Genomic DNA, 20,251 nt, shown 5'->3' on the forward strand with positions numbered 1-20,251 from the left:
GAGTCAGTTCCCTGTCTGCGCGGTGGCCAGGCCGTCGGCCGGGGCACCCTGTCCCTTGAAGAAGCCCAGCATGTCCTGGGCGTTCACGCGGTAATTGAGGTTGCCGCAGTGGCCGCCGCGCGGGTAGAGCGTCAGGCGGTCGCCAAAGGTGCGGCGCAGGAAGCCGATATCGCCGGGGCCGAGGATGACGTCGTCGGCGTTGTGCATGACGGCGATCTTCGGGCTCTGCTTCAGGTAGTCCTGCACGCCATACAGGCTGACCTGGTCGATCAGCTGCGGCAGGCTGCCGCCGTCGTACTTGGCGCGCCAGAGCGGCATCAGCTGGTCGGTCATGTAGCACTCGAAGTCGCATTGCATGGCGCGCTTGAAGAACGGCGTCAGGCTGGTGCCTTCGGTGATCGGGTACTTGGGTGGGGTGATCAGGCCGCGGCGGTTGATCAGGTCGGAGGTGAAGGCGATGTCGGCGGAGGAGAAGCGGAACACCGCGCCGATCAGCATGGCCATCTCTTCATTGGAAAGGTGCTGCCTGGACTGCTGCAGGTCGAAGAGGAAGGCGTCGTTGAGGTCGACGTAGCCCTTCTGGTTGAAGTAGCGAGTCAGCTTGGCCAGGATCACCTGGTAGAAGGTGTTGGTGTCGTTGATGCCCTTGACCTGGGTCTGCACCAGCTTGTCGAGGTTGCTCACCGAGGTGTAGAGGTTCACCGGCGGGTTGAGCAGCAGCACACGCTTGAAGTTGAAGCTGCGGCGGGTTTCGTCGAGCTTGCTGACAAAGGCTGCGTGCAGCGCGCCCAGGCTGTAGCCGGTCAGGTAGTAGTCGCTGACAGGCAGGTCCGGATGTTGCGCGCGCACCGCCTGCATGACCCGGTACAGATCGTCGGCATCGTCGGGCGTGTAGCCGGGAGTGGCGACGTGGGAGGCGCCCACCATGAAGTCCCAGCTGGTCGGCGAGGACAGTTGCACCACGTGGTAGCCGGCGCCGTAGAACAGGCGCTTGAGATACTCCGGCGTCGTGCTGGCGTAGTTGGCGCCGGTGCCGGCGATGATGAACACCAGTGGCGCCTGGTGATCCTGCCTGGCCAGGCGGTAGTGCAGCTTCTTCACCGGCCAGAAGTTGCTCGGCAGCTCGTGCTCGCGCTCCGGGCGCAGGTTGAGCGCGTAGTCGGACTGGCGGATGTCGTCGTCCGCCGGCAGTTGCGGGCGCAGTTCCGGCGGGGTGGTGGCGATGGTCGCCTCGAACGGGTTGATCAGCGGGAAGCCGTAGCTGGCCTGATCCACGTCGCGGGCCGCTGCCGGCCCGACGAGGCCCATTGCGAGGCAGCCGATCAGGGCAGCCACGCGGTGCAGAAATGTCATGGTTCGGAGTCCTTTCAATAGGAGGCCAACTCTAGGGTGACCGGCGATTAAGACCAGCACATTTCCGACAAGTGCAACTCGCTTGTCAGCCTTTGCGCGCGAGGTCCCTGAGCGCATCACCGGTTAGACGATAGACGCTCCATTCGTCCTGTGGGCGAGCGCCCAGGCTGCGGTAGAAACCGATGGCCGGTTCGTTCCAGTCCAGCACCGACCATTCCAGGCGTCCGCAATCGCGCTCTACTGCCAGCCGCGCCAGCTCCGTGAGCAGCGCCTTGCCCAGGCCGGCGCCACGCGCGGCGGGGCGCACGTAGAGGTCTTCGAGGTAGATGCCGGGCTGGCTCAGCCAGGTCGAGTAGTTGTGGAAGAACAGGGCGAAACCCTGGGCGGCGCCGTCCACCTCGCCGATCAGTACTTCGGCATAGGGCCGCGGGCCGAACAGGTGCTCATGCATGCGCTGGGCGTCGGCCTTCACTTCGTGGAGCAGTTTCTCGTAGTCGGCCAGTTCGCGGATCAGCTCGAGGATCAGCGGGATATCCTCAGGGGCGGCGGGGCGCAGGGTGACGCGCGGCATGGGTATGTCCTTGGGCTGCGAAATCCGTCGAGCATGCCCGGCGCCCCAGGCCGCTGGCAACCGCTCACTTCAGTAGCGTTCCAGGCTTTCCAGCCAGACCAGCTCGCAGGCGCCGGCGCCGGTGTCCTCGCGGGTCAGCGAACTGACCCAGCGCCAGCCGTCGTCGCCCTCCACACGCACCAGCTTGCCGGACAGGCGCACGTGCTCGCCGGCGCTGACCTGGGCGAGGGTGCGCGCCACGCCGTCGTTGGCCGGGATCATGTGCATGTTGGCGGCGTGGGTTTCCAGCTCCCGGCGGGGGATCGGCAGTTTGTCGGCGTGCCAGTAGAACCAGCGGTTGCCCTGGCTGATACGGATATCGGCGAGTACCCGCGGGTCGTCCATCGGGCCCCAGCCCAGTGCGAGGTCGGTGGGTGACAGCTCGGCCTCGCGGCCCAGGTGGTAATCCTCGCGGCCGAGTACGCGCGCCTCGATGCTGAAATCTTCCAGGGGATAGATGGAGTAGCGCTCGACGCGCATGCCGCCAGCGGACAGTGCCTGGCTGTGCTGCTGCGGTGCGTGGGGGCGCTCGGTCGGCCACAGCCACCAGAAACTGGCGGCCACGCAGACCAGCAGGAACAGGGTCGATCGCTTCATCGAAGGCTCCGTGTGTGGCGGAAGTTTACCCAGGGTTTGGCTGCTCTTGCATCGGCCCCCGCGCTGGTTATGCTGGGCGCCGATTCCCCGCCTGCCCGGAGTAGTGGCGCCATGCCCCGTCGTTTGCCCCTGATCGTTCTGCTGCTTGCCTTGGCGCTCTGGCTGGCCGCCAGCTATGGCGTGCGTTTCGGGCTGATGGAGGATGGCCGCTGGGTCGGCATCTGCGCCGACGAGGCCGCACGCTGGGAGTGCGGTGTGCGTTCGCAACTGGGCTGGGCGATTCACTTCGGCGTGTTCGGCAAGCTGGCGCTGGGGCTTTCGCTGCTGGCTTTCTTCGTACCGCGTCAGGTGGGCTGGTGGCTGGCGGTGTTGGCGATGCTGGTCACGCTGCCGGCGCTGGTGCTGTACAACGCCGGGCTCGCGGTGTTCGCCGTGGTATTGGCCGGATTGCGTCTGGTGCGCGCGTCAGCCCGCTGAGTCTCAGAGCCTTCGTTCTGCCGGGCGTCGTCCGCGCAGCAGCGCTCCGAGCAGAAGCAGGCTGACCGCTGCCCAGCCCAGTGCCTGAAGATTGCTCAGCCCCTCCAGCGCCAGTTGCGCGGGAATCCCGATGGCGATGATCAGTGCCAGCAGCAGTGCCTCGCGGCGCGGCGCGGTGACCGGCCGGCACAGGTAGACCAGCGCCGGGAACAGCAGTGCCGCGCTGGGGAAGCTGCGGTAGCGCGCGTCGAAGACCATCCCGAGCATCAGCACCGCGCCGGCGAAACCGGCCGCCGCCAACCACAGGCCGGCGCGGCTTTGCAGCCAATCGAAGACCTTCGCTCGCCAGCCCGCCCGAACCGACAGCGCCAGGCTGGTGTGCAGCAGTACCAGCAGATTCAAGCCCACCAGTGCTGCCGACCAGAGCCATTCGCCCCAGAAACGGCTGGCGATCACCGACAGCTCCAGCCACAGGCCGATGCAGCCCGCGCCGAGGGCGCCAACCAGCGGCAACAGGAAGGCACTGCGGGTTGAGGCGGGGCGGCCGCCGACCAGCATCCCAGCGAGCAGGATCACGCCGGAAAGTCCCAGCCACAGCGGCCAGCCCGGCAGGTTGCTGACCGGCCCGGCGAGCACGCCTTTCTCTTCACGGTCGGCGCTGAACAGACCCCAGTAGCCGCCCACCGCGCCTTCGCTCTGGCGCTTCCAGGGTTGGTCGAAGGCTTCGATCAGGTTGTAGCGCCAGCCTTTCTCCTCGGCCATGTGCACGAAACCGCGGATGAAGCGCGCCTCGTTGACCCGGCTGGGCAGGGCGGTTTCGCGTTGGCGACCCTCGCTGGGCCAGCCGGTTTCGCCGATGAGGATGTCCTTGGGGGCGAACTCGCGGCCGAAGTCCTCGCGGATCTTCGCCACGTGGGCGAGGGCATCGTCGATGCCGCGCGGGTTGTCTTCCCAGTAGGGCAACAGGTGGATGGTAAGGAAGTCCACCGCCGGGGCGATCTCCGGGTGCTGGTGCCAGAACTCCCAGACATCGGCGTAGGTCACCGGCTGGCGCACCTGAGCCTTCACCTTGTGGATAAGTCCAGCCAGGTAGCGCCCGGTGACCTCCTTGCGCAGCAGGGTTTCGTTGCCGACGATCACCGCCTGAACGACATCCGGATACTCGTTGGCGGCCTTGATCAGCGCCTCGACTTCACGCTCGGTATCCACCGGGTTGGCGTTGACCCAGGCGCCGAGCATCAGCTTCAGGCCGTGCTTGCGGGCCAGCGCCGGGATGCCTTCCAGGCCGGTCATGGAATAGGTGCGCACGCAATCGAAGCGCGTTGCCAGCAGGGCCAGGTCGGCGTCCATCTGCTCCGGACGCAGGACAAAGGGCTGGTCGAAGGGCGACTGGTCCTTGGCGAACGGGCTGTACGACGCGCACTGCAGCTTGTGCGTGGGCGTAGCCGCATCGGGCAGGACGACCGGCTTGCCGAGGCCGTACCAGAGGCCGCCGAGGGCGATCAGGGCAAGCAGCAGGGCGAGAAGGTAAGGCAAAAGCGGAAAGCGCGAGGACTGGGGCATGGGGGCACGCGAACCGTGGCGAGGCGCGCATCTTAGCAACGCCGCTGGCCGCCGTCAGTGCCCGCGCGGGGCGTTCAGGCGTGACGGTGAATCCAGTTGTGCGTCGGCTGGGCCGCGTTGCCCTCGATGCGCTTCCAGAACTTCTCGTGGAAGTGGAAGCCCACCGCGTTGCACAGCGGCTCGACGATCGCCACCAGGCCGCCCACGGCGATGCTGCCGGTCAGCGCGTAGGCGACGCTGAAGGCGATGATGAAGTGCATCAGGGTGAAGGTGACGGTCTTGAGCATGGTGGCGATCCTCCAGTCGAGAATGATTCTCCGTTGCTGAAAGACTACTGCGGGGGAACCCTGTCGGGTAATCGAGCCTCTGTATGGAGGCGATAGGCCGGCACCCGCGTCGTGGATGGAATTGCGCAGTCGTGGATGGACGGGTTCTGTCGTGGATCGGACCGTTTGGCGTCGCTCTCAGAGCAGTTCGCCAGCAGCGGGCGCCGATCATGAAAGGGCGGCCAAGACCGCGAATGGCGCCGGGCCTGCCCGGACGCCGCAACGAAAAATCACGGGGAGAAAACCATGTCTATGATGCGACGCCTGTTGGGCCTTGGCGCAGGGCTGGTGCTGTCGGCAGCGGCCGGGCTGGCCGCTGCGGCGGCCAAGCCGGAAATCACCATCGGTTACGTGGACGGCTGGTCGGACAGCGTGGCGACCACCCACGTCGCCGCCGAGATCATGCGCGAGAAGCTCGGCTACCAGGTCAAGCTGATGCCGGTGGCCGCCGGGATCATGTGGCAGGGCGTGGCGCGCGGCAAGCTCGACGCCATGCTATCTGCCTGGCTGCCGGTCACCCACGGCGCCTACTACGAGAAGATGAAGGACAAGGTTACCAACCTGGGCGTGAACTACCCGGGCGCGAAGATCGGCCTGATCGTGCCCGAGTATGTGAAAGCCAACAGCATCGAGGACCTCAAGGCGCAGAAGGATGACTTCGGCGGCCGCATCGTCGGCATCGACGCCGGCGCCGGGGTGATGCTCAAGACCGACCAGGCGATCAAGGACTACGGTCTGGACTACAAGCTGGTAGCCAGTTCCGGCAGCGGCATGATCGCCGAGCTGACCCGCGCGGAGAACGACAAGAAGGCCATCGCCGTCACCGGCTGGATTCCGCACTGGATGTTTGCCAAGTGGAAGCTGAAGTTCCTCGAAGACCCGAAAAAGGTCTACGGCGAAGAGGAGCACGTCGACAGCGTTGCCAACCCGGCGCTGGAGAAGAAGGCGCCGGAAGTCTGGGCCTTCCTGAAGAAATTCCAGTGGAAGGACGGCCAGGAAATCGGCGAAGTCATGCTGGCCGTGCAGAACGGCGAGAAGCCGGAAGTGGCGGCGAAGAAATGGGTCGAGGCGCATCCGGATCGCGTGAAGGAATGGCTGTGATCGCTTAGAACCCAGCCACGCGCGATACAGAAAAATCCCCCGCGAACCGTCTGGTTCGTGGGGGGTTTTTTTATGCCGAAGCGTCTATTCCGGGCTTGTTCGCAAGAGAGGGCAAATCGCTACGACTAAAGTCGTCTGGAGCGCTTGCAGCGGACACATAAATTAGGGATCGACGACATCCGCGTCATCCCCGCTGTGAGGACAAGAACAAAATGAACGACAGCATCTACCAGCGGATTGATACCAATCCGCGCTTCAAAGAGTTGGTGGCCAAGCGCGAGCGATTCGCCTGGCTGCTCTCCCTGATCATGTTGGGCCTGTACGTGGTCTTCATCCTGCTCATCGCTTTCCAGCCGCAGCTGCTCGGCGCGAAGATCAGTGCCGATTCGTCCGTCACCTGGGGTATCCCCATGGGCGTCGGGCTGATCCTCTCGGCCTTCGTGCTCACCGGCATCTACGTGCGCCGGGCGAACGGTGAATTCGACCGCCTCAATCAGGAAATCCTCAAGGAGGCCCAGCAATGAAAGGCCGTATCGCCGCGGCCCTGGCTCTGGCCGCATTCGCTCCCGCACTCTGGGCTGACGCCCTCACCGGCGAGGTACAGCGCCAGCCGCTGAACGTCTCCGCCATCGTCATGTTCGTTGCCTTCGTCGGCCTGACCCTGTGCATCACCTACTGGGCCTCCAAGCGCAGCAAGTCCGCCGCCGACTTCTACACCGCTGGCGGCAGCATCACCGGTTTCCAGAACGGCCTGGCGATCGCCGGCGACTACATGTCCGCTGCCTCATTCCTGGGCATTTCCGCGCTGGTATTCACCTCCGGCTACGACGGCCTGATCTACTCCATCGGCTTCCTCGTCGGCTGGCCGATCATCCTCTTCCTGATCGCCGAACGCCTGCGCAACCTGGGCAAGTACACCTTCGCCGACGTGGCGTCCTACCGCCTCAAGCAGAAGGATATCCGTACCCTGTCCGCCTGCGGCTCGCTGGTGGTCGTGGCCTTCTACCTGATCGCGCAGATGGTTGGCGCCGGCAAGCTGATCGAGTTGCTGTTCGGCCTCAACTACCACGTCGCCGTGGTCCTGGTCGGCATCCTGATGGTGCTGTACGTGCTGTTCGGCGGCATGCTCGCCACCACCTGGGTACAGATCATCAAGGCCGTGCTGCTGCTCTCGGGCGCCACCTTCATGGCGATCATGGTGCTCAAGCACGTCAATTTCGACATCAGCACCCTGTTCTCCGAAGCCATCAAGGTCCACCCGAAAGGCGAGGGCATCATGAGCCCCGGCGGCCTGGTGAAGGACCCGATCTCCGCGTTCTCCCTGGGCTTCGCGCTGATGTTCGGCACCGCCGGCCTGCCGCACATCCTGATGCGCTTCTTCACCGTCAGTGACGCCAAGGAAGCCCGCAAGTCGGTGTTCTTCGCTACCGGCTTCATCGGCTACTTCTACATCCTGACCTTCATCATCGGCTTCGGCGCGATCCTGCTGGTCAGCACCAACCCGGACTTCAAGGACGCCACCGGCGCCCTGCTGGGCGGCAACAACATGGCCGCCGTGCACCTGGCCGATGCCGTGGGTGGCAGCCTGTTCCTCGGCTTCATCTCCGCCGTGGCCTTCGCCACCATCCTCGCGGTGGTTGCCGGCCTGACCCTGGCCGGTGCCTCGGCGGTTTCCCACGACCTGTACGCCAGCGTGCTCAAAGGCGGCAAGGCCAACGAGAAGGATGAACTGCGCGTGTCGAAGATCACCACCGTCTGCCTCGGCGTGGTGGCCATCGTTCTCGGCATTCTGTTCGAGAAGCAGAACATCGCCTTCATGGTCGGCCTGGCCTTCTCCATCGCTGCCAGCTGCAACTTCCCGGTACTGCTGCTCTCCATGTACTGGAAGAAGCTGACCACCCGTGGCGCGAAGATCGGCGGCTGGCTCGGCCTGATCACCGCGGTGACCCTGATGATCCTCGGTCCGACCATCTGGGTTCAGATCCTCGGCCACGAGAAAGCCATCTACCCGTACGAGTACCCGGCGCTGTTCTCCATGGCCGTGGCCTTCATCGGTATCTGGTTCTTCTCCATCACCGACAAGTCCGCCGCTGCCGACGAGGAGCGTGCACGCTTCTTCCCGCAATTCATTCGCTCGCAGACCGGCCTGGGTGCCACTGGCGCCGTTGCCCACTGATCGCTTGAGCTAACCTGCCGGGGCCGGAGGTGGAGACACCTCCGGCCTTGCTTTTTTGACAGGGATGGATAACGGATGTCCGACGATTTCAATTTCGCTTCGCCGCCCTTCGATCAGCTCCGCCCGCTGGAGCGCGAGCAGCTGCGCGACGCGCTGAGCGTGGGCTATTACACGGTCGACGAAGTGCTGCTCGAAGCCGGTGCGCCGGTGCCCTGCCTGTTCGTCCTGATGAAGGGCGTGATCGAGGAGCGCGGCGAGGACGGCAAGCTGTTTGCCCAGTACGCTGGCGAGGACCTGTTCGACGTGCGCGGGCTGTTTTCCGGCAGCAGCAAGCACCGCTACCAGGCGGTGGAAGAGAGCATCGTCTACGAACTGCCGGCAGCGGTGTTCCACCAGCTGTGCGCGGACAACCCGCAGTTCGCCCGCTTCTTCCGTGCCGACCTGGCCAGCAAACGGCAGCTGGAGCGACGAGAAGGGCAGAACCTGGCCGAGTTCATCCTCACCCGCATTGCCTCCGAGCATTTGTTGCCGGCCATCGAAGTCGAACCCACGCTGCCGCTGGGCGATGCCGCACGACTGCAGCTGAGCCAGGGCGCGGATGCACTGCTGGTACGCGAGGACGGCGCGCTGGGCATCGTCACCCGCACCGACCTGATGACCGCGCACTTCCGTGATGGCTTCAGCGAGGAGCAGCCCATCGGCCCATTGGCGCATCGGCCGTTGAGCCATGTCGAGCTGGGCGACTTCCTCTTCGACGCGATGATCCTCATGACCCGCCAGCGCATCGAGCGCGTGGCGGTGTGCGAGGAGGGCAGGGTGGTCGGCCTGCTGCACCTGACCCAGGTACTCAGCCTGTTTTCCACCCACTCCCATGTGCTGGCGCTGCGCATCGCCCGCGCCGAAAGCGAGGCCGAACTGCGCGCGGCAGCGGAAACCCTGCACACGCTGATCGCCACGCTGGCGGGCAACGGCATTCGCCTGCGCTTCATCATGCAACTGGTCAGCGCACTCAACGAGCAACTGCTCGAGCGTCTGTTCGAGTTGCAGGTGCCACCGGTATTGCGTGGCCGCTGTTGCCTGCTGGTGATGGGCAGCGAAGGGCGTGCCGAGCAACTGCTGAAGACCGATCAGGACAACGCGCTGATCCTCGACGACGGGCTGCCGGTGGAGCAAGGACTGTTATTGATGCAGCGCTTTTCTGCGGCGTTGCTGGAGTTCGGTTATCCACCGTGCCCTGGTGGCGTGATGGCCAGCCGGCCGGAGTGGTGCAGGCCATTGTCGGAGTGGCAGCGCGAACTGCGCGAGCTGCCACTGCAAGGTCGCCCGGAACAACTGATGCGCCTGTCGATCCTCGCCGATGCCTGGCCGGTGGCGGGCAACCGGCGGCTGTTCGATGGCTTGCGCGAATGCCTGGATGCGCTGGCCGGCGACAGCGGCCGCTGGATGAGCGACCTGGCCCTGCCGGCCTTGCAGTTCGATACACCGCTGACCTTCCTCGGCCAACTGAAAACCCAGGACGCGCACCTGGACGTGAAGCGCGGCGGCATCTTTCCTATCGTCCACGGCGCCCGCGTGCTGGCCGTGCGCGAAGGTCTGGAGGAGCGCGGCACGCTGGGCCGGCTCGCCACCCTGAAAACCCTTGGCGTGCTGGATGAGTCGCTGGTCGACAACCTGGTCGAGTCCTTCGAGCTGTTCCTCCAGCTGCGCCTGCGCCAGCAACTGGCCGGGCAACGTGACGGTCGCGAACAAGGGCTCGACGTTTCCCGCCTGAGTCGCCACGAGCGCGACCTGTTGCGCTTCAGCTTGCACACGGTGAAGAAGTTCAAGCAGAGCCTGACCCGCCAATTCCACCTGGATACCCGATGAACGCCTGTGTCGCTGCACCCGATCCGCACTGGTCCGCCTGGCGCCGCCGCCTCTATTGGTGGCAGCACGATCCGGCAGGGGCGGAGGAACTGGTGTCGCTGGACCTGGAAACCACCAGCCTTGATCCGCGCAAGGCCGACATCCTCAGCATCGGCGCCGTGCTGATCCGCCGTGGCAAGCTGATCCTCGGCGAGCGCCTGGAGCTGCTGGTGGAGCCGCCGCCATCGCTGGACGGCGAGTCGATCCGCATCCACAAGCTGCGCCGCGCCGACCTCGAAGGCCAGCTGCCACTGGTGGAGGCGCTGCGCCGGGTGCAGGAGTTCGTCGGCGAACGGCCGTTGCTGGGCTACTACCTGTCCTTCGATGTCGCCGTGCTGCGCCGACACCTGCGCGAGCAACTCGGCGCGCGGCTGGACAACCCCCGCGTCGAGGTCTCCGAAATCTATCACCGCAAGATGAGCCGGCGTTTCCCCGACCTGCACCTGGACCTGCGTTTCGACACCCTGGCACGCAACCTGGAAATCCCTATCGAAGGTCGCCACACCGCCATCGGTGATGCGCGCACCGCCGCATTGATGTTCCTGCGCCTGCGCAAAGGATCGCTGCCCCGTGACCTGAGTTGATCCTGTGCCTGCAGATTCTTTGAATCTTCCGCGCACCCACCCAGTCGGAATCTACAAGCGCTGGCCAATCGCAACACCGCGAGCCATCGCCCCTCGTCGACTGAAAGAGGAGAGACGATATGGGACTCGGGACCATTCTTTTGATCATCCTGATCTTGATGCTGATCGGTGGCCTGCCGGTCTTCCCCCACTCGCGCAACTGGGGTTACGGCCCCTCGGGCGTCATCGGTGTGGTACTGGTCGTGCTGCTGGTGCTGTTGCTGCTCGGACGCATCTGACCGGCCCTCGCCAAGAGCATCGCGGATGAATCCGCTCCTACGAATTGCACTGCATTATCCCTCTGCGTAGGAGCGGACTCCGTCCGCGATCACTCCACCCTCGCTCTGGCGCGTATCCGCTTTCCCCGCCTGCGTCACCGCGCCGATACGCCACAGGGTGATTCGTCGCACAGCCCTTGGCGGGTGCCTGTACTAACATACTGGGCCTTTGCCATCAGGGAGTCGTAGGGATGCTGGGCGTTGTACTGGTTGTGCTGGGCGTGGTGTGGTTGCTCGTCCAGTGCGGGCTGGGCCTGCCGCCGCTGGCCGAAGCCATGACCCTGGCCCCGGTGGTCGACCCGGACCGTTATTGGCAGTTTGCCTTCCTCGGCCCGGCCCTTCCCGTGGCGCTGGGTATCTTCATGCTGCGCTACCGCATCCGCGGCCTCGCCCAGCTCAAACGCGAGCGCATCAACTGCGCTGCCCATCTGCTCGTCTCCGCCGGTATCGCCCTGGTGCTGGGCAAGCTCTGCGTGCTCCTCCAGGCCTGACCCTGCACCCCGCTAAGCGCTAGTGCGCCGGCGGTTTGCCAGGGGCATTCAGCGGCCTGATTTCACCGCTGGTAGCCGAAAGCCTTGGTTACACTTCGGGCCACAATCGTCGACTCGAACGTTGTCGATCACCCGTCCCGAACAAGACAAGAAAAGGCAGACCTCCCCTATGCAAAATCGCATCATGATTACCGGCGCCGGTTCCGGCCTCGGACGCGAAATCGCCCTGCGCTGGGCCCGCGAGGGCTGGAAGCTGGCGCTGGCCGACGTCAACGAAGCAGGCCTGCAGGAAACCCTGAAACTGGTACGCGAGGCCGGCGGCGAGGGCTTCACCCAGCGCTGCGACGTGCGCGACTACAGCCAGCTGACCCAGTTGGCGCAGTCCTGTGAAGAGAAATTCGGTGGCATCGATATCATCGTCAACAACGCCGGTGTCGCTTCCGGCGGCTTCTTCAGCGAACTGTCGCTGGAAGACTGGGACTGGCAGATCTCGATCAACCTGATGGGCGTGGTCAAGGGCTGCAAGGCGTTCCTGCCGCTGCTGGAGAAGAGCAAGGGGCGGATTATCAACATCGCCTCCATGGCGGCGCTGATGCAGGGCCCGGCGATGAGCAACTACAACGTGGCCAAGGCCGGTGTGGTGGCACTCTCGGAAAGCCTGCTGGCCGACCTCAGCCTGGTGGATGTGAAGGTCCACGTGGTTTGCCCGTCGTTCTTCCAGACCAACCTGCTGGACTCCTTCCGTGGCCCGAGCCCGGAGATGAAGACCCAGGTCGGCAAGCTGCTGGAAAGCTCGCCCATCAGCGCCGCCGATATCGCCGACTACATCCACCAGGAAGTCGGCCGCGACGTCTTCATGATCCTGCCCCACGAGCAGGGCCGCATGGCCTGGCAGATCAAGCAGCAGAACCCGCAGGCGATCTACGACGAAATGGCGAAGATGGCCGAGAAGATGCAGGCCAAGCGCCGCAGTCTTTCGTAATCGCAAGGCTTTTTCGCCCCCTTTCGGTGCAATGAAAGACAGGGCTTGCCCAGGCCGGTGCAAAGGTTTAGTTTTAATCACCGGCCTGCCTGGCTGATGTACGTTGGACCCCGGTGAAAGCCCCGCTCATTTCGCGGGGCTTTTGCTTTTTCGGGCTACTGCGCAGCTGTGGGGATTCGCGCTTTGCGGGACGTCAGGCCTGTGTTAGAAGGCTCCGGTGTCATTGAAGGAAGAACCCGCTTGCACTCCGAATCCATCGTCTATGGCTGCATCCGCGACTGGCCCGGCGACTCGATGGAGCGCCGCCTGCGCCGCGCCGCCAACCGCAAGGTGCTCGACAGCTTGCCCATGGGCGAAGCCTGGCCGTTCCTCGGCCGCGAAATGTTCAGCCGCTGCGAGACCGAAGGTGCGGGCCTGTACCAGTCCCAGGTGATCCACTTCGGCGCCAGCTACCAGACCATCGAGTACGAGTGGAAGCTCTGGGTCGAACAGTTCGAAGCGCTGCTGCGCCGGCTTTACTGGGCCAGTGCGGTGGTGCACCTGGAAACCGAAGTCAACGGCAGCCACACCTTCCGCTGGGAGTCCGAGAACGGCTTCCACAGCCCGCGCGAGGGCGAGCTGAAAGTGCGCTGCGCCTGGGAACGCGAGGGCGGCCTGCGCGGCTGAGCTCTCCGGCTGGAGATTCCCAGCCGCCAACTCTCCAAGGCCCAGGCTCCTGAAAGCCGAGGCTGCTAAAGGAAAGACCGCCGTGATCAACTACCTCTGGTTCGTCCTCGCCGCCTTCTGCGAGATTGCTGGCTGCTACGCCTTCTACCTCTGGCTGCGCCTGGACAAGAGCGCGCTGTGGATCATCCCCGGACTGCTCAGCCTGACGGTCTTCGCCCTGCTGCTCACTCGCGTCGAGGCGAACTATGCCGGGCGCGCCTATGCCGCCTATGGCGGCATCTACGTCGCCGCCTCGCTGTTCTGGCTGGCTTTCGTGGAGAAGAGTCGCCCGCTGTGGAGCGACTGGGTCGGCGTGGCGCTCTGCGTGATCGGCGCCAGCGTGGTACTGCTCGGGCCTCGCCTCGCGCCCTGAGCCAAGCGACTACTGAATGGCGTTATCCGGTCTACATCTGAAAGGGACCGGTACCTGTAGGAGCGAGCTTGCTCGCGAACCTGGCGCTCGCCGATTGCTCCGGCGCCGCCGGGCTATCCGTTCGCGAGCAAGCTCGCTCCTACAAGAGCAGGTGTTCCTGACGCTCGATCAGTCCTCCAGCCACTCCCTCGGCACTTCGCTTTTCAGCATCAGCTGGCACTGCTGGCTTTCCGGGTCGAAGACGATCACCGCCTCGCCGCGCTTGAGTGCATGGCGTGCGCGCTCCACGCGCACGTCCAGCGGCGTGTCGTCGCCGTTGTCGGTGCCTTCGCGGGTGACGAAGTCTTCCAGCAGGTTGTTGAGGGTGTCGGCTTCGATGAGCTCAAAGGGAATCAGCATGGCGGGGTACTCGAAATCGCAGCGCGGGATTGTAGTCCCGCGCTGCGACCAGCGCAGCTTCAGTCGTCAGTCCTTGTTCTTCTCGGAGCCGTCGCCGTTATCGATCAGGTCGTCCACCGGCGGCACATGGGTGGTGCTTTCCATGTGCACCGGATGCTCCAGTTGCTTGCTGAAACGCTCCAGCGTGCCTTCGCTGGGTTCGGCGTCGCTGTCGAACACCGGTGGGCTGAGCATGTAGGCGGTGAGCAGTTTCGCCAGCGCGGACAAGCTGTCGATGTGGGTGCGCTCGTAGCCATGGGTGGCATCGCAGCCGAAGGCCAGCAGCGCGGTACGGATGTCGTGGCCGGCGGTGATCGCCGACTGCGCATCGCTGTGGTAGTAACGGAACAGGTCCCGGCGCACCGCGACCTCATGGCGCTCGCCCAGGCGCAGCAGGTGTCGGGACAGATGGAAGTCGTACGGCCCGCCGGAATCCTGCAAGGCGACGCTGACGGCGTGCTCGCTGGAGTTCTGCCCCTCGGCCACCGGCGCAATGTCGATGCCGACGAATTCGCTGACGTCCCAGGGCAGCGCGCCGGCCGCGCCCGAGCCGATTTCCTCGGTGATGGTGAACAGCGGGTGACAGTCGATCGGTGGTACCTGGCCGCTTTCCACGATGGCCTTGAGCGCGGCCAGCAGTGCCGCAACGCCAGCCTTGTCGTCGAGGTGGCGGGCGCTGATATGGCCGCTCTCGGTGAACTCGGGCAGCGGGTCGAAGGCGACGAAATCACCGATGGCCACGCCGATCGATTCGCTGTCGGCGCGGCTGGCGGTGTAGGTGTCCAGGCGCAGTTCGACATGGTCCCAGCTGATCGGCAGGGTATCCACGGCGGTGTTGAACGCATGCCCCGAGGCCAGCAGCGGCAGCACGCTGCCACGGAACACGCCGTTCTCGCAGAACACCGTGACCCGGCTGCCCTCGGCGAAGCGACTCGACCAGCAGCCCACCGGCGCCAGGGCCAGGCGGCCATTGGGCTTGATCTCGCGGACGATCGCACCAATGGTGTCCAGGTGCGCCGAGACGGCACGGTCCGGGCTCTTGCGGCGGCCCAGCAGGGTCGCGCGGATAGTCCCGCGGCGGGTCATCTCGAAGGGCACGCCAATCTCCTCCAGCCGCTCGGCGACGTAGCGCACGATGGTGTCGGTGAAGCCGGTGGGGCTGGGGATGGCGAGCATTTCCAGCAGCACGCGCTGCAGGTAGTTCAGGTCCGGTTGTGGCAATGGGGTCATGCCGGGGCCTCCACGTTGGGGTGTGGCTGGTCACGGTTGTCGCGATGCAGCAGCTCGCGGCTCAGCGGGAAGAGCAGGTCGACGAAGCGCTCGGCGGTGGGCTGTGGCTCGTGGTTGGCCAGGCCCGGGCGTTCGTTGGCTTCGATGATCACGTAGTCCGCCTGGTCAGCCTCGGTGACCAGCAGATCGAGGCCGGTGACTGGAATCTCCAGCGCCCGCGCCGCGCGAATGGCGGCGTCGGCCAGCGCCGGATGCAGGCGCTCGGTGACGTCTTCCAGGGTGCCGCCGGTATGCAGGTTGGCGGTGCGGCGCACGGCCAGGCGCTGGCCGCTGGGCAACACGTCGTCGTAGCTGAAACCCGCGGCAGCCAGGGTGCGCTCGGTCTCGCCGTCCAGCGGGATGCGGCTTTCGCCACCGGTCGCGGCCTGGCGCCGGCGGCTCTGCGCCTCGATCAGTTTACGGATGCTGTGCCGGCCGTCGCCGATCACCTCGGCAGGGCGGCGGATGGCGGCGGCCACCACTTCGTAGCCGATCACCACGATGCGCAGATCATTGCCGGGGTGGTAGCTCTCGAGGATGACGCGGGTGTCGAACTGCTTCGCGTGGGCGATGGCGCTCTCCACTTCTTCCGGCGTGCGCAGGTCCACGGCGACGCCCTGGCCCTGTTCGCCGTCCACCGGCTTGACCACCAGCGCGCGGTGTTCTTCGAGGAATGCGGCATTGTCTTCAGCGCTTCCGGCCAGACGCTGCTGCGGCTGGCGCAGGCCGGCGCGGTCGAGGGCGCGATGGGTGAGGGTCTTGTCCTGGCACAGGCTCATGCTCACGGCGCTGGTGAGGTCGCACAGCGACTCGCGGCAGCGGATGCGCCGGCCACCCTGGGTGAGGGTGAAGAGCCCGGCATCGGCATCCTGTACCTGGACCTCGATACCACGGCGATGGGATTCGTCGACGATGATCTTCGCATAGGGATTGAGGCCCTTTTCCGGGCCAGGGCCGAGGAACAGCGACTGGTTGATGCCGTTCTTGCACTTGATGGCGAAGGTCGGCAATTCCCGGAAGCGCAGCTTGCGGTACAGCGACTTGGCCTGCTGGTTGCCGTGCAGCACCGACAGGTCGAGGTAGGCCAGCCCGCGGCTCATGAAGTGTTCGATCAGGTGGCGCACCAGCGCTTCGCCGACGCCGGGCCGGCTCGACTGCGGGTCCACCGCCAGGCACCAGAGGCTGGAGCCGCCTTCGGGGTCGCGGAAGGCCTTGGCGTGGTTGATGCCCATGACGGTGCCGATCACCGTGCCGGTCTCGGCGTCTTCCGCCAGCCAGTAGGCCGGGCCGCCCTGGTGGCGCGGTGTGACGTTGGACGGGTCGACCGGCAGCATGCCGCGCGACAGGTACAGGCGGTTGATCGCCGTCCAGTCGTCGTCGCTGTGCACGCGGCGGATACGGAAGCCGCGGAACGGCCGGCGCGCCGGGCGGTAGTCGGTGAACCACAGGCGCAGCGCGTCGGATGGGTCGAGGAAGAGTTGCTGCGGGGCGTGGGACAGCACCTGCTGTGGCGCCGCGACGTAGAGGGCAATGTCGCGCTCGCCGGGTTGTTCGTTTAGCAGTTCGGCGGCCAGCTTCTCCGGGCTGGAGAAGGTATGGCCGATCAGCAGGCGCCCCCAGCCGCATTGCAGGATCAGCGGGCCGTGGCTTTCCGCGTGGTCGCCGGCGAAGCGCGCCTGCAGGCGTTCGTAGGTTGGTGTCTGGCCACGCAGCAATCGCTGGTTGTGGGGATGGGGCAGGTTGGAATGGGGTTTCATCTTGCGCTCCCTGATAAGCATCTGTCCTGGGCTGTGGGGAAGGCGACGCCACACGCGGCGCCGCCTGGCTCTAGAGGCCTTGTTCCGTCAGCCAGAGATTGAGGGCCGCCAACTGCCACAACTTGGAACCGCGCAGCGGAGTGAGGTCGCTCGCCGGGTCGCTGAGCAGGCGGTCGAACATCGCCGTCTCGAACAGTCCACGGTCCTGGCTCGGGTCCAGCAGCAGCTCGCTGACCCAGGCGCGGGTATTGCCTTGCAGGTGTTTCAGGCCCGGTACCGGGAAGTAACCCTTGGGCCGGTCGATCACCTCGCTGGGAATGACCTTGCGCGCGGCAGCCTTGAGCACCTGCTTGCCGCCATCGCCGAGCTTGAAGCGCGACGGGATCCTCGCCGACAACTCCGCAACGCGGTAGTCGAGGAACGGCACGCGGGCCTCCAGGCCCCAGGCCATGGTCATGTTGTCGACACGCTTGACCGGGTCGTCCACCAGCATGATCGTGCTGTCCAGGCGCAGTGCCTTGTCCACCGGGTCTTCCGCGCCCGGCTGGGCGAAGTGCTCGCGGACGAACTCGCTGGCCACATCCTCGACTCGCAGCGCTTCGCGCACGGTGTCCAGGTACTCGCCATGGGTTCGATCGAAGAAGGCCGCGCGGTACGCCTGCAGCGGGTCCTTCGCGCCGGCCACTTTCGGGTACCAGTGGTAGCCGGCGAACAGCTCGTCGGCGCCCTGGCCGCTCTGCACCACCTTGCAGTGCCTGGAGACTTCCCGCGAGAGCAGGTAGAAGGCAATGCAGTCGTGGCTGACCATCGGCTCGCTCATGGCGCGGAAAGCCGCCGGCAGCTGCGCGATGACCTCGTTCTCGTCGATGCGCAACTGGTGGTGGCGGGTGCCATAGCGTTTCGCGATCAGGTCCGAGTACTGGAATTCGTCGCCGCGTTCGCCGCCGGCATCCTCGAAGCCGATGGAGAAGGTCAGCAGGTCCTCGACGCCGGCTTCGTGCAGCAGGCCGACCAGCAGGCTGGAATCCACCCCGCCGGAGAGCAGCACGCCGACTTCGCGGGCGGCGCGCTGGCGCACGCTCACGGCGTCGCGCAGGCTGCTCAGCAAGCGGTCTTCCCAATCGTCCAGGGTCAGCTCGCGCTCGTCCGGCAGCGGGCCGTAATCCAGGGTCCACCAGCGCTGGCGCTCGGTGTGGCCATCGGCGTCGATGGTCATCCAGGTGGCCGGCGGCAGTTTCTGCACTTCGGCCAGCAGGGTGCGCGGAGCGGGCACCACGGCGTGGAAGTTCAGGTAGTGGTTGAGCGCCACCGGGTCCAGCGCCGGGTCGATGTCGCCGCCCTTGAGCAGCGCCGGCAGGCTGGAGGCGAAGCGCAGGCGCTTGCCGGTCTGCGACAGGTACAGCGGCTTGATGCCGAGGCGGTCGCGGGCGATGAACAGGCGCCGTTTGTCGCGTTCCCAGATGGCGAAGGCGAACATGCCATTGAGGCGTGGCAATAGTTGTTCACCCCAGGCGTGGTATCCCTTCAGAAGTACTTCGGTGTCGCCTCCGGAAAAGAAGCGGTACCCAAGGGCTTCCAGCTCGCCGCGCAGTTCGGGGTAGTTGTAGATTGCCCCGTTGAACACCAGCGACAGGCCCAGGGAGGTGTCGATCATCGGCTGACCGGAAGCTTCGGCCAGGTCCATGATCTTCAGTCGCCGGTGCCCCAGGGCCACTGGCCCTTCGCTGTGGAAGCCCCATGCATCGGGACCTCGCGGGGCGAGGTGATGGGTGATGCGTTCGACTGCGGCAAGGTCCGCAGCCTGGTTATCGAAACGTAGTTCTCCTGCTAGTCCGCACATGTCCTTACCGGATCTCCGTTGGGGATGAAGTGGGTGGCGCCTCATGGACGCCTTAGGGGATGACCCGTCGATCTGGCGAGAGTTCTATTTGATTTCATTGAGGAAATGTGACGGAGCAGCAGGTGGACTGAGATGGCCGACAGCAAGACTTCGATGCGCAACGCCCACGCACTCTCCATGCTGCAGGCCCTGAGACGGCTGCAGCAGGCGGCGGAAGTGCACTCCAAGAGCCTGGGCCGCGATGGCGAACTGACGCCGCTGCAACTGCTGATCCTGCAGGTCGTGGAGCTGGAGGGCGAAATTACCGCTGGTCAGTTGGCACGCCAGGTGGCGTTGTCGCAGTCGTCCATTTCCAGTGCGCTGACGCGCCTGGAAAGCAAAGGGCTGCTCACCCGACGACGTGACGAGGACGACCGGCGCAAGCAGTGGCTGAGCCTCGAGGTCGTCGGGCGCAGGGCGCTTCGGGATGGGCCGACGCTGCTGCCCGAACATGCCCTTGAGCGCTTCGCCGGGCTGCCGGAGTGGGAGCAGCACGCCATACTCGCCGGCCTGCTGCGCGCCGCCGAGCTGTTCGAGACGCCGGGCTCCGGCGCCGAGGAAGAAGAGTTCTGAGCCTCAGCTCATCAGTTTCTGTGCGGCCAGCGACAGACTGACCGCCACCAGCATCAGCGCGAACAGGCGCTGCAGGGTCGCGCCACCCAGGCGCACGGCCAGGCGATTGCCGAATAGCACGCCCAGTGCGCCGCCCGCCGCCAGGCACGCCAGCAAGGGCAGCGGTGGCTGTGCGTGGGTCAGATAGAGCAGGAAGCCACCGCCGGACACCAGCGCAATCACCGCCATCGATGTGGCCGTCGCTGCCATCATCGACAGCGGCGTGAACCACAGCAGCCCCGGTACGATCAGGAAACCGCCGCCCACCCCCATCAGGCCGGAGAGCATGCCCACCGCCAGCCCGACGCCCAGCAACGGTCCATTGCGCGTCGGCTTGTCGCAGACGCGCGGCTGGCTGGAGCCCTGCCACATGCGCCAGGCCGACCACAGCACCAGCAGGCAGAAGCCGACGATCAGCCAGGCGTCCGGGATGAACTTGCCCAGCCACTGGCCGGCGGCGTTGCCCGGCCAGCCGGTGATGACCAGCCAGAACAGCGGTTTCCACGCCACCTGGCCCTGCCTCGCACGTGGCACCGCGCCAATCGCCGCCGACAGCGCGACGGCGCCGAGGCTGACGCCGATGGCGTCGTGCAGTGGCAGGTGCAGGCTGAGCAGCAGGGGCAGGGCCACCAGCGAGCCGCCGGCGCCGGTCAGGCCGAGCAGGAGCCCGAGGATCAGGCCGATGGCGGAGGATTCAAGCAGCAGTGCATCCATGTCGGTGGTCCGCTCTGGAAGC

The 20,251-nt window shown here is 65.6% G+C and carries 22 protein-coding genes; 12 read left to right on the forward strand and 10 right to left on the reverse strand.

Annotated elements, in window-relative coordinates; genetic code table 11:
- Nucleotides 1–3: 3 nt before the first annotated feature.
- From L6D89_RS26980 to L6D89_RS26990, 3 genes are all read right to left on the reverse strand, one after another.
- A complete protein-coding gene (locus L6D89_RS26980) occupies nucleotides 4–1,353 on the reverse strand; it encodes an alpha/beta fold hydrolase (protein WP_236201701.1) in 1,350 nt (449 codons plus the stop codon).
- An 85-nt stretch (nucleotides 1,354–1,438) separates the two neighbouring features.
- Complete coding sequence (locus L6D89_RS26985) at nucleotides 1,439–1,924, reverse strand: GNAT family N-acetyltransferase (RefSeq protein ID WP_236171509.1); 486 nt, start codon at nucleotides 1,922–1,924, stop codon at nucleotides 1,439–1,441.
- Between the two features lie 69 nt (nucleotides 1,925–1,993).
- Entirely contained in the window at nucleotides 1,994–2,560 is a 567-nt protein-coding gene (locus tag L6D89_RS26990) for a hypothetical protein (protein WP_236171508.1), read from the reverse strand.
- Between the two features lie 111 nt (nucleotides 2,561–2,671).
- Between L6D89_RS26990 and L6D89_RS26995 the strand changes: the two genes are divergently transcribed.
- On the forward strand, nucleotides 2,672–3,037 hold the full coding sequence (locus L6D89_RS26995) for a hypothetical protein (protein ID WP_236201702.1): 366 nt from the start codon (nucleotides 2,672–2,674) through the stop codon (nucleotides 3,035–3,037).
- Between the two features lie 3 nt (nucleotides 3,038–3,040).
- Here the strand turns inward: L6D89_RS26995 and L6D89_RS27000 are convergent, their stop codons facing one another.
- Together L6D89_RS27000 and L6D89_RS27005 are read right to left on the reverse strand one after the other, a co-directional pair.
- Nucleotides 3,041–4,600 carry a glycoside hydrolase family 17 protein gene (locus tag L6D89_RS27000; RefSeq protein ID WP_236201703.1) on the reverse strand — a complete coding sequence of 520 codons (1,560 nt, stop codon included), beginning with the start codon at nucleotides 4,598–4,600 and terminating at the stop codon, nucleotides 3,041–3,043.
- A gap of 74 nt (nucleotides 4,601–4,674) precedes the next feature.
- Complete coding sequence (locus L6D89_RS27005) at nucleotides 4,675–4,887, reverse strand: DUF2061 domain-containing protein (RefSeq protein ID WP_236171505.1); 213 nt, start codon at nucleotides 4,885–4,887, stop codon at nucleotides 4,675–4,677.
- A 285-nt stretch (nucleotides 4,888–5,172) separates the two neighbouring features.
- Here L6D89_RS27005 and L6D89_RS27010 point away from each other — a divergent pair, with 285 nt between their 5' ends.
- From L6D89_RS27010 to L6D89_RS27055, 10 genes are all read left to right on the forward strand, one after another.
- Nucleotides 5,173–6,027 (forward strand): glycine betaine ABC transporter substrate-binding protein, encoded by an 855-nt coding sequence (locus L6D89_RS27010; protein ID WP_236201704.1) that lies wholly within the window; start codon nucleotides 5,173–5,175, stop codon nucleotides 6,025–6,027.
- A gap of 212 nt (nucleotides 6,028–6,239) precedes the next feature.
- The gene (locus L6D89_RS27015; RefSeq protein ID WP_024763446.1) at nucleotides 6,240–6,551 is read left to right on the forward strand and encodes a DUF485 domain-containing protein; all 312 of its coding nucleotides are present in this window, start codon (nucleotides 6,240–6,242) and stop codon (nucleotides 6,549–6,551) included.
- On the forward strand, nucleotides 6,548–8,203 hold the full coding sequence (locus tag L6D89_RS27020) for a cation acetate symporter (protein ID WP_236201705.1): 1,656 nt from the start codon (nucleotides 6,548–6,550) through the stop codon (nucleotides 8,201–8,203). The genes L6D89_RS27015 and L6D89_RS27020 overlap by 4 nt, the downstream gene beginning before the upstream one ends.
- Before the next feature lie 75 nt (nucleotides 8,204–8,278).
- On the forward strand, nucleotides 8,279–10,069 hold the full coding sequence (locus L6D89_RS27025) for a DUF294 nucleotidyltransferase-like domain-containing protein (protein WP_236201706.1): 1,791 nt from the start codon (nucleotides 8,279–8,281) through the stop codon (nucleotides 10,067–10,069).
- A complete protein-coding gene (locus L6D89_RS27030; RefSeq protein ID WP_236201707.1) occupies nucleotides 10,066–10,692 on the forward strand; it encodes a 3'-5' exonuclease in 627 nt (208 codons plus the stop codon). Before L6D89_RS27025 ends, L6D89_RS27030 begins: the two co-directional genes overlap by 4 nt.
- Nucleotides 10,693–10,811: 119 nt before the next feature.
- The gene (locus tag L6D89_RS27035; RefSeq protein ID WP_017522017.1) at nucleotides 10,812–10,970 is read left to right on the forward strand and encodes a DUF3309 family protein; all 159 of its coding nucleotides are present in this window, start codon (nucleotides 10,812–10,814) and stop codon (nucleotides 10,968–10,970) included.
- A 230-nt stretch (nucleotides 10,971–11,200) separates the two neighbouring features.
- Nucleotides 11,201–11,500: a hypothetical protein gene (locus L6D89_RS27040; RefSeq protein ID WP_236201708.1), complete on the forward strand. Its 300-nt coding sequence runs from the start codon at nucleotides 11,201–11,203 to the stop codon at nucleotides 11,498–11,500.
- A gap of 169 nt (nucleotides 11,501–11,669) precedes the next feature.
- On the forward strand, nucleotides 11,670–12,482 hold the full coding sequence (locus tag L6D89_RS27045) for an SDR family oxidoreductase (RefSeq protein WP_236171499.1): 813 nt from the start codon (nucleotides 11,670–11,672) through the stop codon (nucleotides 12,480–12,482).
- 240 nt (nucleotides 12,483–12,722) lie between these two features.
- Nucleotides 12,723–13,148, forward strand: coding sequence for a hypothetical protein (locus L6D89_RS27050; protein WP_017522014.1), 426 nt, complete (start codon nucleotides 12,723–12,725; stop codon nucleotides 13,146–13,148).
- A gap of 82 nt (nucleotides 13,149–13,230) precedes the next feature.
- The gene (locus tag L6D89_RS27055) at nucleotides 13,231–13,560 is read left to right on the forward strand and encodes a YnfA family protein (protein WP_138215220.1); all 330 of its coding nucleotides are present in this window, start codon (nucleotides 13,231–13,233) and stop codon (nucleotides 13,558–13,560) included.
- A gap of 168 nt (nucleotides 13,561–13,728) precedes the next feature.
- Here the strand turns inward: L6D89_RS27055 and L6D89_RS27060 are convergent, their stop codons facing one another.
- The 4 genes from L6D89_RS27060 to L6D89_RS27075 form a co-directional block, all read right to left on the reverse strand.
- Nucleotides 13,729–13,959 carry a YheU family protein gene (locus tag L6D89_RS27060; RefSeq protein WP_236201709.1) on the reverse strand — a complete coding sequence of 77 codons (231 nt, stop codon included), beginning with the start codon at nucleotides 13,957–13,959 and terminating at the stop codon, nucleotides 13,729–13,731.
- Nucleotides 13,960–14,025: 66 nt separating this feature from the next.
- Nucleotides 14,026–15,228 carry an osmoprotectant NAGGN system M42 family peptidase gene (locus L6D89_RS27065; protein ID WP_236201710.1) on the reverse strand — a complete coding sequence of 401 codons (1,203 nt, stop codon included), beginning with the start codon at nucleotides 15,226–15,228 and terminating at the stop codon, nucleotides 14,026–14,028.
- The gene (ngg, locus tag L6D89_RS27070) at nucleotides 15,225–17,024 is read right to left on the reverse strand and encodes an N-acetylglutaminylglutamine synthetase (protein ID WP_236171496.1); all 1,800 of its coding nucleotides are present in this window, start codon (nucleotides 17,022–17,024) and stop codon (nucleotides 15,225–15,227) included. Before ngg ends, L6D89_RS27065 begins: the two co-directional genes overlap by 4 nt.
- A 70-nt stretch (nucleotides 17,025–17,094) precedes the next feature.
- Nucleotides 17,095–18,864, reverse strand: coding sequence for an N-acetylglutaminylglutamine amidotransferase (locus L6D89_RS27075; protein WP_236201711.1), 1,770 nt, complete (start codon nucleotides 18,862–18,864; stop codon nucleotides 17,095–17,097).
- 132 nt (nucleotides 18,865–18,996) lie between these two features.
- Between L6D89_RS27075 and L6D89_RS27080 the strand changes: the two genes are divergently transcribed.
- Nucleotides 18,997–19,476, forward strand: coding sequence for a MarR family winged helix-turn-helix transcriptional regulator (locus L6D89_RS27080; protein ID WP_236171494.1), 480 nt, complete (start codon nucleotides 18,997–18,999; stop codon nucleotides 19,474–19,476).
- 3 nt (nucleotides 19,477–19,479) lie between these two features.
- On the opposite strand, the gene L6D89_RS27085 is transcribed toward L6D89_RS27080, so the two are convergent.
- Complete coding sequence (locus tag L6D89_RS27085) at nucleotides 19,480–20,229, reverse strand: sulfite exporter TauE/SafE family protein (protein ID WP_236201712.1); 750 nt, start codon at nucleotides 20,227–20,229, stop codon at nucleotides 19,480–19,482.
- Between the last annotated feature and the right edge of the window lie 22 nt (nucleotides 20,230–20,251).

The organism is Pseudomonas pseudonitroreducens, assembly GCF_021603645.1.
Lineage (GTDB): Bacteria > Pseudomonadota > Gammaproteobacteria > Pseudomonadales > Pseudomonadaceae > Pseudomonas > Pseudomonas pseudonitroreducens.